Source organism: Novipirellula rosea, assembly GCF_039541335.1.
GTDB classification, from domain to species: domain Bacteria; phylum Planctomycetota; class Planctomycetia; order Pirellulales; family Pirellulaceae; genus Novipirellula; species Novipirellula rosea.
The window spans coordinates 24,807-45,282 of the sequence record NZ_BAABGA010000090.1 but is presented as its reverse complement, the minus strand read 5'-3'; the positions used below and the strand labels follow the sequence as shown (position 1 = coordinate 45,282).

Annotated in this window: 15 protein-coding genes; all 15 read left to right on the top strand. The window is 56.4% G+C overall.

Features of this window, described 5'->3' with window-relative positions:
• Positions 1-161 precede the first annotated feature (161 nt).
• Complete coding sequence (locus ABD971_RS28700) at positions 162-1,481, top strand: outer membrane protein assembly factor BamB family protein (protein WP_345327167.1); 1,320 nt, start codon at positions 162-164, stop codon at positions 1,479-1,481.
• Positions 1,482-1,723: 242 nt separating this feature from the next.
• A complete protein-coding gene (gene larE, locus ABD971_RS28695; protein ID WP_345327166.1) occupies positions 1,724-2,557 on the top strand; it encodes an ATP-dependent sacrificial sulfur transferase LarE in 834 nt (277 codons plus the stop codon).
• Entirely contained in the window at positions 2,554-4,107 is a 1,554-nt protein-coding gene (locus ABD971_RS28690; RefSeq protein ID WP_345327165.1) for a protein kinase domain-containing protein, read from the top strand. Before larE ends, ABD971_RS28690 begins: the two co-directional genes overlap by 4 nt.
• A 149-nt stretch (positions 4,108-4,256) precedes the next feature.
• The gene (eboE, locus tag ABD971_RS28685; protein WP_339940365.1) at positions 4,257-5,432 is read left to right on the top strand and encodes a metabolite traffic protein EboE; all 1,176 of its coding nucleotides are present in this window, start codon (positions 4,257-4,259) and stop codon (positions 5,430-5,432) included.
• Between the two features lie 84 nt (positions 5,433-5,516).
• Positions 5,517-6,236: a pyridoxine 5'-phosphate synthase gene (locus ABD971_RS28680; protein WP_339940367.1), complete on the top strand. Its 720-nt coding sequence runs from the start codon at positions 5,517-5,519 to the stop codon at positions 6,234-6,236.
• Positions 6,237-6,759: 523 nt separating this feature from the next.
• On the top strand, positions 6,760-8,403 hold the full coding sequence (locus ABD971_RS28675; protein WP_345327164.1) for a MotA/TolQ/ExbB proton channel family protein: 1,644 nt from the start codon (positions 6,760-6,762) through the stop codon (positions 8,401-8,403).
• Between the two features lie 2 nt (positions 8,404-8,405).
• Entirely contained in the window at positions 8,406-9,233 is an 828-nt protein-coding gene (locus tag ABD971_RS28670) for a hypothetical protein (RefSeq protein ID WP_345327163.1), read from the top strand.
• Positions 9,230-10,360: a DUF4200 domain-containing protein gene (locus tag ABD971_RS28665; RefSeq protein WP_345327162.1), complete on the top strand. Its 1,131-nt coding sequence runs from the start codon at positions 9,230-9,232 to the stop codon at positions 10,358-10,360. The genes ABD971_RS28670 and ABD971_RS28665 overlap by 4 nt, the downstream gene beginning before the upstream one ends.
• 312 nt (positions 10,361-10,672) lie before the next feature.
• Complete coding sequence (locus ABD971_RS28660; RefSeq protein ID WP_345327161.1) at positions 10,673-13,771, top strand: PVC-type heme-binding CxxCH protein; 3,099 nt, start codon at positions 10,673-10,675, stop codon at positions 13,769-13,771.
• 156 nt (positions 13,772-13,927) lie between these two features.
• Positions 13,928-14,866 carry an RDD family protein gene (locus ABD971_RS28655; protein WP_339940378.1) on the top strand — a complete coding sequence of 313 codons (939 nt, stop codon included), beginning with the start codon at positions 13,928-13,930 and terminating at the stop codon, positions 14,864-14,866.
• Positions 14,863-15,948, top strand: a complete 1,086-nt coding sequence (locus ABD971_RS28650) for a stage II sporulation protein M (protein ID WP_345327160.1) — start codon at positions 14,863-14,865, stop codon at positions 15,946-15,948. Before ABD971_RS28655 ends, ABD971_RS28650 begins: the two co-directional genes overlap by 4 nt.
• Positions 15,938-16,978: a hypothetical protein gene (locus ABD971_RS28645; RefSeq protein WP_339940382.1), complete on the top strand. Its 1,041-nt coding sequence runs from the start codon at positions 15,938-15,940 to the stop codon at positions 16,976-16,978. Before ABD971_RS28650 ends, ABD971_RS28645 begins: the two co-directional genes overlap by 11 nt.
• Positions 16,978-17,832: a DUF4129 domain-containing protein gene (locus ABD971_RS28640; RefSeq protein ID WP_345327159.1), complete on the top strand. Its 855-nt coding sequence runs from the start codon at positions 16,978-16,980 to the stop codon at positions 17,830-17,832. The genes ABD971_RS28645 and ABD971_RS28640 overlap by 1 nt, the downstream gene beginning before the upstream one ends.
• Entirely contained in the window at positions 17,832-19,304 is a 1,473-nt protein-coding gene (locus tag ABD971_RS28635) for a hypothetical protein (RefSeq protein ID WP_345327158.1), read from the top strand. Before ABD971_RS28640 ends, ABD971_RS28635 begins: the two co-directional genes overlap by 1 nt.
• The gene (locus ABD971_RS28630) at positions 19,301-20,476 is read left to right on the top strand and encodes an AAA family ATPase (RefSeq protein ID WP_425571387.1); all 1,176 of its coding nucleotides are present in this window, start codon (positions 19,301-19,303) and stop codon (positions 20,474-20,476) included. Before ABD971_RS28635 ends, ABD971_RS28630 begins: the two co-directional genes overlap by 4 nt.

Genomic DNA, 20,476 nt, shown 5'->3' with positions numbered 1-20,476 from the left:
TTTCGCTTACAATGCAACCTGCAAAAAAACGCCAAAGCTTCGTAATCGGAACAACCGTTGCAATCGCTCTTGGCCTTCATTCACAGCAGACTCCGCTCTGCACACCGCCTGCCTGCTTCCCTTCCCACCGTTTTGTTCACCTTCATTGTCCTGGAAATCAAATGACGTCATCCCCTTGGCTTGTGGGTAAATTATCGATCGCAATCCTCATCGGACTCGGATTGCCAGTTCGAATCGTTGCCGAATCGCCGCTGTCCCAACAAAGTGCAACCGCGAATCCGGCGTCTTGGTCTGAATTCCACGGCGCCCATGCCCAGGGGTTTACGGCCGACGGCTCGCTTCCAAAGCGTTGGAGCGAGGACGATTACGCATGGCGTCACGACACCGGCGACTACAACGTCGGTTCTCCGATCGTTGCCAATAACCATGTGGTGTTCCTGGCGTCCGATGTCAAAAAGCAAACAATCGCGGTCCGAGCCTTGGACTTGAAGACCGGACAATTGGCTTGGCAACGTCCCTATCCACACCACGTCACCCATCTGCACTCGCGAAACACGGCAGCGTCCAGCACCGCGGCGGCCGATGCAACCCACATCTTTTGTTCATGGAGCGATCCAGAGCACACGATGCTGAAGTGTTTCGACTTTGACGGCAACGAGATTTGGTCTCGTGATTTTGGAACCTGGCAAAGCCAACATGGCTTCGGCACGTCACCACGAATCTTTGGTTCGCTCGTCATCCTGTTCAATTCACAACAAGGCGAACAATTAAAGCCGGGCGATACTCCGGGGCAAAGTCGCATGATTGCAGTCGACCGCAACACCGGCGAAACCGTTTGGGAAACGCCTCTCAAAACCACGCGGACGTGTTATGGGGTGCCCGCCATTTTCCAAGGCAAAGACGGAGCCGCACAAGTGATCAACGCCAACACCGGAAACGGCATGTTTGGCTTGGACGCAAAAACGGGAGAAATGCTCTGGAGTCTGCCGGTATTTGGTGCACGTTGCTGCAGCACCCCGTTGGTCGTGGGCGACTTGGCGATTGCGACTGCGGGCAGCGGAGGCGGTGGCAACCATCTTGTTGCGGTTCGCATTCCACAATCGAAAAACGAGCAACCCGAACAAGTTTACCGGATCGACCGCGGATCGCCTTACGTCCCCACCCCGGCGAAGAAAGGCAACCGATTGTTCATGGTTGACGACAAAGGGATCGCGTCGTGCGTCGATGTCACGTCCGGCGAGACGATTTGGAAAGAACGTATCGGTGGCAATTTCGGAGCCTCGCCAATCATCGTCGACGACACGATGTTGATCATCAGTCTGGACGGCAAGGCAACCCTGCTGCGGGCAAGTGACAGTTTCGAGAAACTTGGTCAAGTCGATTTGGGCGGCCCTGTCGGCGCGACGCCGGCATATTCAAACGGACGTTTATTGCTTAGAGTCGGTAACGAAATCCGCTGTTTGGAAACGTCCAAAGGCTAGATTTCGAGTAGACCGTAGTGGACGAGGCAACGAGTCCTTGCAGAATAGGAGCGGGACTCGTAGCCTCGTCCACTACAGATGGCGGGACTTGTAGCCTCGTCCACTACTAGATGGCGGGACTCGTGGCCTTGTCCACTACAGTGGGCGGGACTCGTGGCCTCGTCCAATACTAGATGGGGGGGCTCGTGGCTCGTCCTCTATGCGAAAAATAATCGTCCCTTTTCCCAATTTTGCGTTTTGCAATGTCCAGCGTCTCCTCTAACGCCGAGCGATTGATCGGGCGGATCGCATCGTTTCGCCGCGTCACCGTGGCGTTTTCCGGAGGCGTGGACAGCAGTGTGGTGGCGGCAGCGGCGATGCGTGCCAAGCTCGATTCGCTGCTGGCCGTGACCGCGAACTCGCCCAGCGTGCCGCAGTGGCAACTGGAGTGGGCAGCCCGAATCGCCCAGCAGATTGGCATTCAGCAGCAGCTGGTCGCCACCGACGAAGGCAATCGCGAAGAGTACATCCGCAACGACACCCGGCGGTGCTTTTATTGCAAAGAAACGCTGTACCGGACCCTCGCTCAATTGGCGGCCCATGATCCGACCACCGTGCTGGTGTCGGGCACCAACGCCGACGACCTGGGCGACTATCGCCCTGGGATCGAAGCGGGAAACCGGGCTGCCGTGCAGACGCCGCTGGCCGATCTCGGACTCGGCAAACAAGCCGTTCGTGAGTTGGCTCGATTTTTTGGGCTCGAAAACGCCGACTTGCCCGCATCCCCCTGCTTGGCGAGCCGAGTGGCGTACGGCGTCCAGGTCACGGCCGAGCGATTAGCACGCGTCGAGCAAGCTGAATCATGGTTACGTGATCGCGGATTCAGCGACGTGCGGGTCCGAGTGCACCACGACGAACTGGCCCGTGTCGAAGTCCCACAAACGGAACTTCCACGCTTACTTGCCGGCCCGCTGGCAACCGAACTAAACGAAACATTGCGAACGATGGGCTTCCGATTTGTGACGGTTGATTTACAAGGCCTTGAATCGGGCAGCATGAATCGGGTGCTTGTTCGGATTGGAGAGAAAATTCATTGACTTCCGAAACGCCCTTGCCGACACCTCCCGATGACACCGATCTGGCTTCGTCCAAATTGATTGGATGCCGACTCGGCGACTATCAAATCTTGCGGAAACTTGGACGTGGCGGGATGGCCGACGTTTACTCGGCACGTCATCTGACGTTGGGCCGTGACGTTGCAATCAAGATTCTGCGCAGCGACTACGCGCGCGACAAAGATTACGTCACTCGGTTTCGCCGCGAAGCCAAGGCGGCCGCGAAATTGAATCACCCGAACATCGTCCAAGTCTATGATGTGGGCAGTGTCGATTCATTTCATTACATGGCCCAAGAACTAGTCGACGGCGAAAATCTTCGCAGCGTACTTTCTAAACGAGGATCGTTGTCTGCCGACGAAGCGATCGAGGTCATCGTCGGCGTCGCCTCGGCGCTCGAGGTTGCGTCGGAGGCATCGATCACGCATCGCGATATCAAGCCGGAAAACATCATGCGATCCGATCGCGGCATCGTGAAGGTGGCCGACTTTGGATTAGCGCGTCTTGGCTTGGACGTCGACGCGACGCGAGGCGACTTGACGCAAGCGGGGCTGACGCTTGGCACGCCGCGTTACATGAGTCCCGAACAGGTCCAAGGGCATACCGTCGATGTGCGCAGCGACTTGTACTCACTCGGGGTGACGATGTATCACCTGCTTGCCGGTCGTCCGCCGTTTGAGGCCGATGATCCTTTGGCGTTGGCGGTGATGCATTTACACGAAACACCGCAGCCACTCGACCGGACTCGGGGAACGCACGACATTCCCGAGTGGTTGGTTGCGATTGTGATGAAATTGATTCGCAAACGGCCTCAGGACCGTTTTCAATCTGCCAGCGAACTGCTTGAATCCATCCGGTCCCAGGCCACGGACGCCGGATTCCCGACGGGCGCAACGGTGGGCACTGCGGCTGCTACCATTCGGCTGCAACGGGTAACGGACGAAGCACGCAGTCGTCGCAATCAGCGTTTGCGCCGCTACGCCGCCGTGATCCTATTGCCGCTGCTGTGCACCGGTGCCGCAACCGCCGTGATGTTGTCACGGCCTGCGAAAAGCATCGGCCGTTTGTTACGCCCGGACCAAGTCCCGCAAACCAATTCGGTGCAGGAACAATACCTTGTCGCACTGACGCGAAACGACGAAGCCGGTTGGCTGGCCGTTTCCGAGAACTTTCCGCCCGAAGCCAACTCGATTAACACCAATTACTACGCCAAGAGCATGCTGCAGTTAGCTCGCGTCTTGTCCGGCGAGAAACAATGGAAGCAGGCCGCAGCAGTACTCGAGCGGCTCAGTGCCGACCCTAGGATCGATCGACTGTACCGCACCTTGGCATTGACGCAGCGCTGTTTGGCGTTGGAACAGATGAATGATTCAAAGCGACTTGGCGAGACACGGACTCAATTGCAGGCGGCGTATCGCGAACTAGAAACAAGCAATCGCGATGCAGCCCTGCTGGTGAATCGTTTGGTCCCCGAGAAAGAACGGGTGCGGCTCGGGCTACAGCCCATCGCCAACAGCCCCCCAAGCAGCTAAAAAGTGACCCAAACAGTGATGGGATGCGAATTGGCTGCGGAACCGCGGCATTGCGATTAATGCACCGATGCAACGTGTCGCCCGCCGACACACCGCAACAAAGTGCTATGATCTAAGGATCTGTTCAAAAATTCAGTTAGGAGAGATTGATGAGTTTCACCGTTGGCTATTGCACGAATGTGCATGCAGGCATGGATTTGCCGGCCATTCGCCAAAATTTGCTTCAGTACGCCGTGCCGGTGCAATCAAGTCTGCCCATCGACACACCTCTCGGAGTTGGACTTTGGTTGCCGGCCCAAGCGGCCGGTGAATGCTTTGATGGCGGCGCCAAACCACTGCGTCAATTTCTCGACGAACATCGGCTCGAAGCGTTCACGATCAATGGATTCCCCTACGACAATTTTCACCAAGATGTGGTCAAACACCGAGTCTATCAACCCACTTGGTGGGACCTGAGTCGATTGACTTACACCAAACAGCTCGCCGTCATCCTCACCGAATTGCTGCCACAAACGCAAACCGTCGGCTCGATTAGCACCTTACCGATTGGATGGGCGTCGGACAAAGTCACCGCGGAACAACTTGAAGCTGCCGCAGAAAACCTACGTCAATTGGCGGAGTTCTTGGCGGCATTGGAAGAACAAACCGGTCGCCGCATTGTCGTTGCAATCGAACCCGAACCCGGCTGCATCTTGGACACAAGCCAAGATATCGTGGATTGGTTTGACAAACACCTCGACAAACCGATGCACCGTCGTCACATCACCGTTTGCCACGACGTGTGCCATGCGGCCGTCATGATGGAATCACAAGCCGACGTGCTTCAGCGCTATGCATCTGCCGGCATTACGATCGGAAAAGTGCAAGTCAGCAGTGCAATTGTCGCAGAGTGGGACGCGATGTCGCTCGGTCGGCGGCAAGAAGCGATCGAGCAGCTGAGCAAGTTTGCCGAAGATCGCTACTTGCACCAAACCGGTCGTATCACCGGCGACGACCAATTTGAATTGACCGAAGATCTCCCAGCTCTCATCTCGCGGGCTCCCGCATCGGGTGACCCTGCATGTGGCGACAAACGATGGGTTGTCCATTTTCATGTCCCGATCTTCCTGGAGCGATTCGGACACCTAACGACCAGCCAGGATGAAGTGCGTGACTGTTTGCGAACCTTGCTCAGCAGTGATACGTCGATTGATTTTACTGGTCACCTCGAAGTGGAAACGTACGCCTGGAGCGTGCTGCCGGACGCGATGCGAAAGCGTAGTCTCGCCGAAGACATCTCCGAAGAAATTCGCTGGTTGCGACGCGAGCTGATTGATTGCATCTAAGTTTCAATTCACGTTTCGTATGGTAAATTTGCCGTTTTGCCGCTAGCCACGGTTTCCATCCCCCCCTTCTGCTACACCCCCAACATGATTGAACTCGGCGTCAACATTGACCATGTCGCAACCGTTCGCCAAGCACGGCGCACCTATGAACCCGATCCGGTAATCGCCGCAGCGCTTGCCGAGCAAGGGGGTGCCGACGGCATCACATTCCACTTGCGTGAAGACCGTCGTCATATCCAAGAACGTGACGTCGAGGTGCTGATGCAAACCGTAACGGTGAAAACCAATCTCGAGATCGCCTGCACCGACGAAGTGGTCGCGATCGCATGCCGGGTTAAACCGACTTGGGCGCTGCTTGTTCCTGAAAGCCGAGAAGAGGTTACGACCGAAGGGGGGCTGAATGTCGTGGGTGACAAAGGTCGCATCCGAGATGCGATCGAAAAATTGAAGGGCGAAGGCATCCTGACCAGCCTGTTTATCGATCCGGATTTGGAACAGGTCCAAGCGTCCGCCGACTTAGGAGTGGATGCGGTCGAACTGCACACCGGGCCCTACGCCTTGGCTCGCGGTGCAGCGCAAACTCAGGAGCTTCGGCGATTGATCGCGTCGGGCGAGAGGACATCCGAATTAGGCATGCGGCTGCATGCAGGCCATGGTTTGAACTACGCCAATGTTCGTCCCGTTGCGGCGATTCCGAACATGATCGAATTGAATATCGGCCACTCGATCATCAGCCGCGCCGTGATGGTCGGAATGCGTGACGCGGTAGCGGAAATGCGGCGGATCTTGGATCTAGTTGCGTAGCTGCGATCACACCACCGGATTATCGCACCAGCCCAAACGGGTGGATTGGTCTAGCGGCACGGCGCGAGCCTGGACTGCTAACTCTTTGCTGTCGTCATCGAATCTTCGAGGTGAATTTTTCTTCCGGCCTTTGCGTTTTGTAGCTACGCTCGCCAGAGCGTGGATGGTTGCCGGCCAATACGAATCACCACCTTCGGGCGTTGGTAGCTACGAGAAAATGCTTCACAGCGTTAACCCAAACGGCTAACAAAACCAGCCTCACCCCCTCTGCGGCGGCGTGGCGGCGTCTCGCGCAAATGCGACGTTTTTCGTTAGAATACGGACCTATCGGCGGGTACGAAACACCGATGGGATACGTTGAATATTGTCGGACGCGACAATATTTCCGGCGTACGATCAAGATTGCTTGTTTTACCGTCCGCTATCGTTTTGATTCCTCCTCCGCGTCTGTCTATAACATGAAGACGCTTGTCTCGTTGCTTCTCCCACCTCTGCCTCCCCCTCTGCCTTTTGCGGAAAACGAATGTCCTTTTTTAAGATCTCCTGTCCTGGTTGCAACAAATCGCTGAAGGTTTCCGAAAGTCTGGCTGGCAAAAGTCGCGCTTGCCCTTATTGCCGAGCGACGGTGCGAATTCCCGAGACCGCGCCGCCGGAACCCGAACCCGCATTCCCAGGCATCCAGATCAGCGAGACTCCGGCATCCGGCAAACCGCGTGCGAAGACGACCACAGCGGACATCGCCTCCGAGCCTGCGGGCGCCGTTACCCCGGCAATCCAAACAACAGTGGCACCCGCAGCGGCTCCGGCCAAGAAAGCAGTCAAACGGCGTCGACGCGAAAAAAGCTGGTTCAGCAGCAGCAGTGATTCGGCCAGCAGCGACGTTAGCTTGGTGCTCAGCTTTCTGATCGGCGGTGGCATGGCGGTGCTGTGGTACGGCGTGACCTACCCGATCCAAGACAGTGCGTTTGGCCAACTGTTTTGGCAGCGCGGACCGGTCCCCTTTCCGACAACGCTGCTGATGTTCTGGGCGATTGCCATCTTGGGGCTGAAGTGGCTGAATCTGAAAAAGCAAAAGGACGCGATGCTGTTGGACGTGTTGCCAACCGAGGTTTCGCCGGAGATCACGGTCGCTTCCATTGACCGTTTTATCCTGCACATCAACGAGCTTCCCGGAGCCAGCAGCGATACGTTCCTGGTCAACCGCGTGGTTCGTGGGATCGAACATTTTCGTGTCCGTAAAAGTGCTGCCGAAACCGTCACGATGATGGAGTCGCAATCGGCGATCGATGCCAACAATGTGGCTGGTAGTTACACAATCTTGAAAGTGTTCATTTGGTCGCTGCCAATCCTCGGGTTCATCGGGACGGTCATGGGGGTCAGCTCGGCGGTCGCAAGTTTGGCGTCTAGCCTCAGTGGCGGCGGCAGCATGGATGCGATGAAGGCGGCGCTACAGGACGTGTTCGGCGGGCTCGGTACCGCGTTTGACACCACGCTGCTAGCGCTGATCATGAGTATGTTGGTGAAAATCCCCGCTTCCGCACTGCAGAAAAGCGAAGAGGATGTGATCACCAACGTGGACGAGTATTGCAACGAAAACCTGCTGCGTCGGCTGAACGACGGACGCGAAGGGGGCGCCGAGCGTGGTGCAACCGCAGGCGGCGGTGAGTCCGACATTTTCCGGCAAGCGGTCGAACAGGCGTTAGGCACGCATCATGCCGAAATGGAACAGTGGCTCTCGAAACTCGATACGATCGGCACCCATCTGACCGACCAGGTCTCGGCGGGCTGGGACAAGGTCAATAAACGAATCGAAGAACAACAACAAAAACATGTCAACGTGCTGCACGAGCAACAGCTCGACCAACAAGCTCGGTTGCAGGCCCAGTTGGATCAGATGGCAAATGCGGCGGACAAGATCCAGCAAACACTCAGCTCGCTGGCCGAACAAACCACCACGCTGCAAACTCACGTCAACGAAACGTTCTCGCAAACCAACACGTCGCTCTCAGATCATCTATCCGGCGTGCAATCAGGTTTAGCCAGTTTAAGTGGCGTGCTCGACAAACTCGGTGACCAACAAGTGGTTGTTCAGCAAGTCGCGGTACAGCCCGAAACGAGCCGCAACGGATGGTTTGGCAAAAAGTCACGGACACGTGGGCGAGGTTAACCATGGCACGCAGACCAAGAACCTCCGACGACGACATCTCGCTGTTTCCGTTTCTCAGCATCATCGCCAGCGTGATTGGCGTGCTGACGATGATGATCGCGACCCTTGCGCTCGCACAAACCGACACGCCGGACATTGCTCAGATCGAGCAGTACGAGAAATCCAAGAAAGAACTCGACGAAACACTCGAAGAGGTCGCCGAACTGCGGCGTGAAATCGAGGTTTCCAATTCGACCGGTTTGCAACTGCGCGAAGAAAAGAAGTTGCTCAACATCACCCTCGAGCAGCTCGAGGAACTGCTGAAGGAGCAGGAAGAGATCGAGAAACAGCTCGCCGAACAGGAAAAAGTCAAAATTGTCATCCCGACACTTAGCGAGAAAGAACGCGAAACCGCTGGCGAGATGAAAGCGGAACTCGAAGCGTTGCAAGAGGAATTGGCGCAGCTTGAACGTGAAGCGGCCGAGCGTGCCGACGCTGCCGAGTCCAACGTGACGGTGTTGCCACAAGGCAGCGGATTGAACTTTGTGCCGCATTTTGTTGAATGCACCGAAGGGGCGATCGTGATGCATCACTTACAGCCGCCCAAACGCATTCGTGCCAGCGAAATGGCTAAGGACGCGGACTTTATCGCTTTATTGGAAACCACACTCAATGGCAAGGACGATACGATCGTATTTCTAGTCCGCAGCGATGGATTGTCGGTCTATCGTGCGGCGAAGAAGATTTGTGACAGTCGTGGAATCCGCAACGGCAAGATTCCGGTTGTCGGCAAAGGACGAATCGATTTGAGTGCCTTTGCGGCTTCCAAGAAAACGGAGCGTGAACAATGAAACGCCAACCCAGCAATGATGATGAAGACGGCGGCTTGGATTCGCTGCTTGATACGATGACCAATGTCGTCGGTATCTTGGTGCTTGTCTTGATCGTGACGCAAATGAGTGTCGCGGAGGTCGTGACACGCGTCACCGAGGAATCCCAAGTCGACGAGGCTCAGGTCGAAGAACTGCAAAAGAAACTGCTACAGAAAAAGCAGGAGGCGTTTGAACTGAATCGGATGCTTGTGGATCCCTTGGACATCGATGCCGATGCGCAGCGAGAAGAACTGCGAAAGAGCAAGGAACTGCTAGCCCGACGCAAGAAAAACATTGAAGATCGCAAAAAGCAGATGAACGAATTTGCCATGAAGATCCAAGCGGATCGTGAAATGGCAGAGAAGAAGGCGGCCGAGATTGCCAATACCAAAGAGCAACGCGAGAAAATGCACACGCTGATCGCAACGTCGCTAGAGCGTAAAGCGGAACTCGAAGCGATCCTCGACAAAACGCCTCGGCGGCAAGCTGCACCGGACATCAAAGTCAGTATTCCGAATCCGCGTCCGGCACCGCCGGGGACGAAAGAGGCGACGTTTATCTGCGTCAACAACTTGGTTTATCCGGTGAATGCCGAGTTCTTTCGCAAGCGAGCCGAATTAAAAGCCAAGGCGATCATCCAGCGTGGCGGTTTGGACCGTGATCCTGCCGCTGGCATCGATCCTGAAAAATTCACGGCATTTTATGAGAAGCTAAAGGACCAGGACGAATTTTTTGACGTCGAGTATTTCGTCCAGTCAAAGACGTGGCCGCGGATCCGTTTGATCCCTCGCGAAGGACGCGGTGCGAACGAATCAGCGATCCTGAACCCTCGCTCCAAAATTCGCCGTGACGTGCTCAGCCAACTCGACACGACAAAGTACTACGGACGCTTCCACGTGTTGCCGGACAGTTTTGATGTCTACGTAGCGGCACGAGGACTGTTCAGCGACGAAGGAGTCCTCGCGGGCTGGGAACCTCAGCCAGCCGATTGGGTCTACACGACTCACATTGACGGCGGCATCCGGCTCGGCCCGCCACCACCGCCACCGAAAAACCCACCTGACCCGAACGCGCCCAAACCAAAACCCGCCTCGGTGATCGACTAGAATGCGTGAGCGGCCATTTTGGGTGTTGTTTTCGTCTCGGCGTTTCGTCACTGGATTAGTCACGAAGTGACGACAGGTAGTAGCTCCGGACGCCAGTCCGGGGTTTGGGAAACCAAAGCGAAGCAAGTCGCAACGCGACGACAGGAAACGCGGGTGTACGCGTCAATGGACCACGGGGATTCGACACCTGTCGTCGCTTTGCGACTAAGCCTGCATGAGAGGCGATGTCGCCCTCCGGACTTGCGTCTGGGGCTATCTCCTGCCGTCGCTGTCGCGACAATGAATTGAAAAAAAGTACAAGGAAACTGGCTGATGCATCGCATTTTGTTGCTCGGGATACTTCTGCTGGTGCCCTCCGTTGCCAACGCCGAGTTTCCTCCGCTTTTTAATACCGAACCGCTTGCAGACGCTCCGGTGATGACCGCTGCTGAATCTGCCGAAACGTTCACGGTCCCTGACGGGTTTCGCGTGACGGCGGTGGCATCCGAACCTGACGTGATGAACCCGATCGCGATGGCTTGGGATTCGCGTGGACGATTGTGGATCGCGGAAAATTTCACTTACGCGGAACGCCAACAACGTTTTCAGCTTGACCTACGTGACCGGGTCGTCATCCTCGATCCCGCACACCAGGACGAAGCGGAGGACGAGTCTTCGCCAAATCGCGTCCGCCGCACCGTATTTACCGATGACGTGCAAATGTTGACCGGAATCGAAGTCGGCCATGGTGGGGTTTGGTTGATGTGCCCTCCAAAGCTGATCTTCATTCCCGATGCCGACGGCGATGACGTTCCCGATGGTCCCGGCAAAGTCGTGCTGGACGGGTTCGATGTGGCTCAACAAAACTATCACAACTTTGCCAACGGTATCCGCTTCGGCCCCGACGGTTGGCTGTACGGTCGTTGCGGCGGTTCTTGTCCGGGACGCATCGGTAAACCCGAGACGCCTCGCGATCAGCGTCCAGCACTCGAAGGAGGCATTTGGCGTTATCACCCGAAACATGAAATCGCCGAAGTCTTGACTGCGGGAACGACCAACCCGTGGGGACACGACTGGAACGACGTCGGCGAAATGTTCTTCTGTAACACCGTCAACGGCCATTTATGGCACATGATTCCGGGTGCCCATTTTCCGCGTCCCTTCACACTCGATCCGAACCGACGTGCCTACGAGATGATCGAAATGCATGCGGATCATTGGCATTTCGATACGGGGCAGAGCTGGACCAAGTCGCGTGACGGTGCGGCGAACGATTACGGCGGCGGTCATGCTCATTGCGGCACGTTGATCTATCAAGGCGATTCTTGGCCGGACGCCTATGTCGGCAAACTGTTGACGTTCAACTTCCATGGTCGACGTGCCAACCAAGAACGGATCGAGCGACACGGCAGCGGTTATATTCTGCGACACGAGCCCGATATGATCTTGGCCAAAGATCCCTGGTTCCGCGGTATGGATCTAAGCACCGGCCCCGACGGAAACGTGTTTGCTATCGATTGGAGCGATACCGGTGAGTGCCACGAACACACCGGAGTGCATCGCGAAAGCGGACGCGTCTTCAAAATCAGCTACGGCGACGAATCCACTTCGAAAAAGGCCTCTTCATCGAGCGATGTTGCAATGTGGTCGCTATCCGAGTTGGCCAACGCTCATTTGCCAGGCAATCGCTGGCAACGCCGTCAAGCTCGCATCGAGCTGATCGAACGATCCAATGCGGGGCAAGACATCACCGCGGCAACAGATCGACTGCGTCAAATTTTTGCGGCGAGCGACACACGCGAATCGACTGCGGTGCAGTCACTGTTGACGTTGCACGCTTGCGGTGCCACCACGCCAGACGACTTGGCTGCGTTCCTGGACCACCGCCACGAACATGTTCGCGTTTGGGCGATTCGGCTCTTGAGCGAGACGTGGCCGATCGATGATGTGATGGGTGCGGAATGGAAATCGCAATTGCCGGCCCCCAATTCGTCAACCTCCAAAGCGTTGACCCGGCGTTTTGCCACGATTGCGAGTACGGATTCCTCTGCCGCGGTTCGTTTGGCGCTGGCGTCGACGCTGCAGCGATTACCGCTGCAGCAGCGTGCCGCACTGGCTAAACCGCTGGCGATGCGAATCGAAGATGCCGACGATCACAACATTCCGCTGATGATCTGGTACGGCGTGATGCCGCTCGGAAAAGGTCACCACGACGACTTGGTGTCGGTGGCAACCGGTTGCCAACAACCTCGGTTAACGCGATTGATTGCTCGTTGTTTAGCCGAAGAAATCACGCGATCTCCCGCTGCGATTGACGCTCTGTTGACGAAGGTCGCAGAAAGCAATGATCGCCACTTTCAACTCGCGGTTTTGAGCGGCGTCAGCGACGGGCTTCGCGGCTGGGCCTCCGCGACTCGCCCCAAGTCATGGGACCAAGTCGTTCGCGTTGACCACGACGAACTTCGCCCACTAATTCGCGAATTGAGCGTAGTGTTTGGCGACGGCCGCGCGATGGACGAAGTCAAACAGATCGCACTCGGTAAATCAGCGACGGATTCAAACGAGCCGGTCTCTTTCGAAACACGATTGGCCGCGTTGCAAACGTTGATCCAAAGTCAAAGTAAAGAGCTGAGACCTGTTTGCGAAAAATTGATCAACGATGCTCGTATGAATGTGTTAGCTGCGAAAGGCCTGGCAACGTTTGACGACCCCAAGGTCGCCGCGACGCTGGTATCGGGGTACAACCGATTCCGTGGCCCCGACAAACCTCAAATTGTATCGTTGCTGTCGTCACGCAAATCGTTCGCCCGCGAGTTGCTCGATGCGATTGGCGAGGGCAAGATCCCACGTCAAGACTTGTCGGCGTTCCAGGTGCGGCAAATCCAAAGCCTCGGCGACGCGGCGCTGAACCAGCGGATTGGCGAAGTCTGGGGCGAGGTACGTGAATCGCCGGAAGACAAACAACGATTGATCGAAAAACTGAAAAACGAATTGTCCGCCGACGTGTTGTCCCAAGCGGATCGCAGCGCCGGCCGGGCATTGTTTCAAAAACATTGTCAAAATTGCCACCGCTTGTATGGCGAAGGAGGCCAGGTCGGCCCAGATCTGTCGGGTGGTAACCGCAGCAACCTCGATTACTTGTTGTCCAACATCATCGACCCCAGTTCGGTGGTGGACAAGAACTATCGAATGACAATCCTGTTGCTCGATGATGGCCGCGTGATCAACGGGCTGCTGACCGACCAATCCGACCAAACCGTAACGATCCATACCGCAACTGAGCAGATGACGATACCTCGAATTGAAGTCGAACAGCAAAAGGTAACTGAAAAATCGCCGATGCCTGAAGGGCTACTCGACACGCTATCGCAGCGTGAAATCCGCGATTTGTTTTCGTACCTCAGCCATCATTCTCAAGTCGCTCTGCCGTAATCGATCGAAGTTGACGAAAATGGTGGCCCGCGAAAATGGTTCGGAACGGGCGATTCGGACCTCGCCGTGGTTGCACGACGAGGGGGCTACACGCGATAATGGTAGGTGAGCGGAACTGCACATTTCGAAAATTATTTTTGAGCCCCAAGCCCACGCATGAGCGTCCCTGCTGCACTCGACACGACGATCGCGGTAGTGACGCCGGAGAACATCGCCTTTAACTATCAGTTGGCGGGTCCGTTTCGCCGATTGCCGGCGTATTTGATCGACGTCGCGATCCGCTGGCTCGTCATCATCGGCGTCGTCGTGCTGATGTTGATCACCGGCACGATTCTCGATTTGCGATTTTTCGGACCGTTCATCGGTGCGGGTGCGTTGATTTTGAATTTCGTGGTCAGCTGGTTTTACGGAGCCACGCTGGAGACCTATTTCAATGGGCGAACGGTTGGCAAATGGGCCACCGGGATTCGCGTCATCGATATCGAAGGCCGACCGATCACCGGCAAACGAGCGTTGATTCGCAACCTGTTGCGGATCGCCGACTTTTTACCCGTCGCCCCGCTATCAAGTCTTGGTGCCGAAGACGCGCCACCGGCCTTCATCATTCCGACTGCGATGGTTTGTTTGTTGTCGATGATCTTCACCCGTCGGATGCAACGGCTTGGCGACTTGGCCGCCGGCACGATGGTGATTGTGGACGAGCGGAGTTGGCGATTGCCGATTGCCAAAGTCGACGACCCGCGAGTGCCTGCGTTGGCATCGTTCATTCCCGCCGATTATCGCGTCTCGCGAAGTATGGCAAAAACCTTGGCGATCTATGCCGAGCGACGCCACTACCTGACTCCAGCGCGTCGACGCGAAATCGCCAAACATTTGACGATCCCGTTGATCGAGCGGTTTGAATTTCGCAACGACATTGATCCCGACTTGCTGATGTATTCGCTCTACTACAAAACCTTTCTTGCGGACGCGACGGGCGAACTTCCCGACCTGGGAAATCTGGCAGACTTCAGCCCCTTGGCGAAAGACGCAAACAAACCAACCCAAGTCCTTGCGGGTAACCAACCTCTGACACCGATGCGGGCTCCCTCATGAATGTTGCCTCGATCTTAGACAAGCGTCGCGTTCAGTGGAACGAACTCGAATCGTTGTGCGATGCGATGGAATCACGTGGACGCACCGATCGCGCGGGTGGTCCTGAACATCGCGGCGCCCAAGGGATTGCACGATTTTCGTCGCTGTATCGTGCTGCCTGCGCCGACCTGGCACTGGCCGATGCATACCAATTGCCTCCCAACACGGTGACCTACCTGCACCAATTGGTAGCCCGAGCTCACAATCAACTCTATCGGGCAAACCAATTTGAACCGTCCACTTGGGTCGATGTATTGTTCTACGAAGCTCCGCGACAAATCTTTGCAGATTCGTGCGTGCGAGTGGCCACGATTCTGTTTTTCGGGCTTTTTACGCTCGCGATGTATATGGGTTACAACGAAGAGCAGTTCCCGGGATTTGCCAATGCGGTGATGGGCGAATCGCAGTTGGAAAGTCTCGAGTCGATGTACGAGCACAAACTCAATGGTTCGCTCGACCATTACGTTTCGATGGCCGGGTTCTATATCAATCACAACACCGGTATTGGATTGACCTGTTTCGCCTCGGGTATTTTGATCATCCCGTGTTTGTTCAAATTGGCCTATAACGCGGTCGTCCTGGGCGTCGCGTTTGGCTACATGGCCAGACCCGATGTGACCGGCGGCGACAATTTCTTTCAATTTGTCACCGCACATGGTCCTTTTGAATTAACCGCGATCGCATTGTCCGCTGCTGCCGGATTGCGGCTTGGCGTCGGATGGTTTCGCACCGGCGGACTGAACCGAATTGATTCGCTTCGTCGCAGTGCGGTCCAAGCGATCCCGGTGATGGCCGCCGCCGCAGCGATGTTCGTGTTGGCAGCGTTCACCGAAGGATTCCTGTCTCCCAGCCCGCTGCCGTTCATCTTCAAAGCGGCATGGGCGATCATGTCATCGGGCATGATTAGTTTTTACTTTGTGATTCTTGGGTTCCCGTGGCCCAAGCGATCACGCGGGTCGCATTCGGCCCGGTATGAACCGACAACGATCGAGTCGGACTCGGGTGATTCCGCATCAGTGGGGCGAGTGACACATGCAACTTGATCGCACCCATGTGGTGGTTCGCCGCCGAACCTTGTCCGAGATCGGTGATTTGTCCTTAGTGATGCTGCGCCGCTACCCGTCCGCGATTGGGGTTGGCTTTTTCGTGGGCGCGGTTCCGTGGGCGCTGCTCAATGCGCTTTTGCTTTACTGGATCCCCATCACCGAATCCGACTATGGTGCAGATGACCCCGATGCGGTTGCGGAAATTTGGCGATACGTCTGCTGGATCTCGCTGTTGGTCGTCTTGCAGACGCCGGCGGCGGGCGTCGCCACCACCATCTACCTTGGACAAGCGGTATTTGAAAGCCGCCCCACGTGGACAAGCGTTTTCAGTGATGCAAAACAATATTTTTGGCGATGGTTGTGGGTCTTAGGCGTCGCACGCTGGGCGATTCCCGCGATGGCAATTTGTTTGTTTCGACTAGGGCAACCCGCAGATTGGTTTTGGGATGGCATGATTCCCATATGCATTTTGGTGGCCGCAACCTTGGTGCGTAGCAACCGCCCCTTTATGCCCGAGATTCTATTGCTCGAACAATGTCCGCTTCGCAGTCGATCGGTGACCGACATCACTCTGTCACGCCGCAGCAAGGCACTGCATCAACCGATGGCGAGTGATTTGGGAGGCCGATTCTTGGCGTCATCGTTCATCCTGTTTTGGATCTTTATGAGTGTCCTGTGTTCGATGTTGTTCGTTCGTGTGATCGCGACCGGCAATCCCGATTGGGATCTATTTTTCTTGACTGTCATGTTTCCCGCGTCGTTATGGTTGGTTGCTGGCGTCAGCGTGGTGATGCGATTGCTGAACTATTTAGATACTCGAATCCGGCTGGAAGGATGGGAAGTGGAACTGGCGATTCGCGCCGAGGCGATGCGGCAATTTGGCGAAGAGGCCGGACTGGCGGTTCGCCCTCAACACAAACAACCCGTCAACACCCGAGGTAAAGTCGTCCCGGCGAATCCAGTCCCCGCGACCGCGGCACCTACCCCCGCTGAGCCGCTTGTTCAAAACAGTCCAGGGGCGTCATGATGCCAAACAATCCACTGCACTGCCGCATCGTGATGCTTGTTGTCGTGACAAGTTTGATCTGCCAGCTAAGCACTCGGGTATTCGCCCAAGACGCCAGCGATACGAAACAGCGATCGTTCGCCGAAAAAGCATTGCCGTCAACGGTTTGGTTTGATCCCGACGAAGGAAAAATCGTACCGGTCACGGTACAAACCAGCGTGGACGATTCCGAACACCGCGATAGTCGCTGGTTGCCTAAGGCTAAACAGGTAGCCAAAAAAACGCCTCCTTCCGCGGCTTCGCCCACTGCCACGGGGTCGACAACCACCGGTTTGTTTGGAACCGATTTAACGCTCGGCAACCTGTTTGCTTGGATGTTTTTGGCTGCGATCATCGCTGGACTTGTGGGAACGTTGATTTACGCGTTGTCAAAAACAGACATCGACTTGAACGCGACATCCAAATCGGTTGCGACGGACGATCGAGCGGGACCAGACGAACAGACGATCGAACGAATGAAACACCTGCCCGCAGAATTGCGACGCACCGATGTTAATCTTCGCAGCGAAGCAGCCCGCTTAATGGGGTTGGGGCAATTCGACCAAGCGGTGATTTTGTTGTTCGCGCATCAGTTATTGTTGCTCGATCGCTCGTCCCTGATCCGGCTCAATCGCGGCAAGACCAACGGCAAATACGTTCGCGAATGCCGCAATGCCAACCCAGAACTGGGCTCGTTGTTAAAGGAAACCACCACCGCGTTTGAACGATCCTATTTTGGACGCCAACAGATCACCGATGCCGAATTCCGCGATCTGTGGAACCAAAACGAAACGCTCGAACGCATCGTCCAATCGCATCACGAGGTGGCGGCATGATGCCAACAAAATTCCCTCCGCATCCCGAGGCCATGGTCGGCAATTCGCGTAATCCGTGGATCATCCTATTGTCTCTGCTAATCAGCGTGACCATAGGTTGCGGCGGTTTATCGACAAAGTACGGCGACTCATCTGGTCGCAACGGAGAACAAAGTCTGAACGGCTTTGGTGCCCTACGTGAATCCTTCAAAAATGCCGGATTCCAGCATCGTGATGTCTCGCGGCTTTCCAATCGCGTGCTTACCAACGACGCCCTTGTCTGGACTCCGACCCATTTTAATGGCTTTAACCCTCGCGTCACCCGCTGGATCGATCGCTGGCTTACCCAAGGCGACCGCACCCTGATTTTTGTGATCCCCGACAGCGGTAGTGAAACGGATTACTGGATCGACGCCAGCAAGGTGGCGCCTCCCGAACAGCGTTTAGAGTATCGTCGACGCGTCGCAAAAAGCATCAACCGGCGGATCCAATCGCGGCTGATCCGTAATGCAGCCGTCTCTAACGGTTGGTTCACCTCCTCTCCCCTTCCCGCCGGCCACCCCATCACGAAGCTCGATGGCGAATGGGCTGACCTATTTAGCTCGGAAACCAGCCAATCCGGTTCGTACACGATCGAGTATGAAATCGAGCCCTTTTCCAAAAGCAAGCCGGCTAAAGCAGCGGCCAACACGACGACCGGCGGTGCGGCGGCGGCAACCCCTGGAACCACGCCCACACCTGCGACCGCGGTGGTCGTTAGCGATAACGAGATCACGAACACTCCGGTAACGCTGCAGCCGTTGCTTCAGGACCAAAGTGGGACGACGATCGTCGCCCAAGTGCAATCCAAACGTTGGAACGGTTCGCAGATCATTGTCGTCGCCGGCGGATCGCTGCTGACAAACTATGCGTTCACCAAACCGCTGGCCATCGAATTGGCCGACCAACTCGTCCTCGCCTCGCTGCCGCCGTCCACCCCACCCCCAAGTGCCGGTTTCATCAGCGTTGATCCGCAGTCGTTGCCTGTCAGCGAATCGAAACCGGGCGTCCCGAAGGCGTCGGGCTGGGAGTTATTGACGACGTGGCCGATGAGTTTGGTGACGGTCCATGCGGCACTCTTAGGCTTGGTGATCTGTTTGATGCTGTTACCGTCGCTCGGTCGCGCCCGCCACGTCCGCTATAGTGTCAAAGGCAGCTTTGGCGACCATTTGGATGCGGTCGCTGCGTTGATGAACCGTGCCGGCGGCGAGCAATTTGCCCGGCATCGCATCAGCGAGTACATGCGGCGAATTCATGGCGAAACCCAAGGCCCCTGGGTGCTGCCGGAACCCGAGCACGAAGCGATCCACCGTCCCGCGATTCACCCCACGACCACGGAATCGTCAACGCCGCCCGGCCTACCAGATCCGCCCGCGGGCGGTCATACTCAACCCTCAAGTCAAACCACGCGTCCTCTCGACCCAACCGACTCTGACATCACGGCGAACTCTTGAGCAATCTCCCACCTTCGAACGACCCGCTCTCGTCCGCGCGACCCGAATCCCCTACTGACCCGGGGATGCAAGATCGCGGTGCGCCACCCTCGGCAAGTGAATCCCAAGCCGGGCCGCCACCCCAGATCCCCAGGGCGGTGGTATCGGATGCGGCGGCCTCGAACGCAGCACCCTCTAACGCAGCGGTGTCGCATGTCGCCCCGACACGGTCGACGAAGATGCAACCGATCCAGCAACTGTATAACGAAATCTCGGCCGAGATCGGCAAGCTGTACGTCGGTCAGGACGAATTGGTCCTGGGAACGCTGACCGCGTTGTTTGCGGGCGGTCATGTTTTGATCGAATCGGTCCCAGGCCTCGGCAAAACGTTGTTCGTGCGAACGCTCGGCCAAGCACTTGGTTGCGAATTCGGACGGATTCAATTCACTGCCGACTTGATGCCGTCGGACATCACAGGGGCACCGGTCTATGACATGCAGCGAAGCGAGTTTCGATTCCGTCCCGGACCGGTGTTCACTCAGCTGTTGCTGGCTGACGAAATCAACCGCTCGCCCGCGAAAACTCATGCGGCACTACTGGAAATCATGCAGGAGTACCGCGTCACTGTCGACGGAACCAGCCACCGAGTGCCACGGCCGTTCCTCGTCTTGGCGACACAGAACCCGTTGGAGAGCGAAGGCACGTACAATTTGCCCGAAGCACAACTCGATCGATTCATGTTCAAACTGCGAGTCGATTATCCGACATCGGATCAAGAGGCCGAGATTCTTCGCATGCACTCTCAGCAAGTCGATTTGAATCAACGATTGCGTGACGAAGTCAAAACGGTCACCAATCCTGAACGCTTGCTCGAAGCGATGCAGTTATGTGGCCAAGTATTAATCGAAGACAGCTTGCTCGATTATATCAACAAGATTGTCCGGGCAACACGAACGTGGCCCGCGTTCCATATCGGAGCATCGCCACGAGCGGGGATCGCGCTGATGCAATCGGCTCGCGCTCTCGCCGCGTTCTCAGGACGCGACTACGCGATCCCCGACGACGTGGTGGAAATCACCCTGCCCGCGATGCGTCACCGAGTTCAACTGACTGCCGAAGCCGAGATCGAAGGACGTAGTACCGACGAAGAACTGCAAGCGTTGGTGCGAGGGATCGAGGTGCCTCGGGATTAG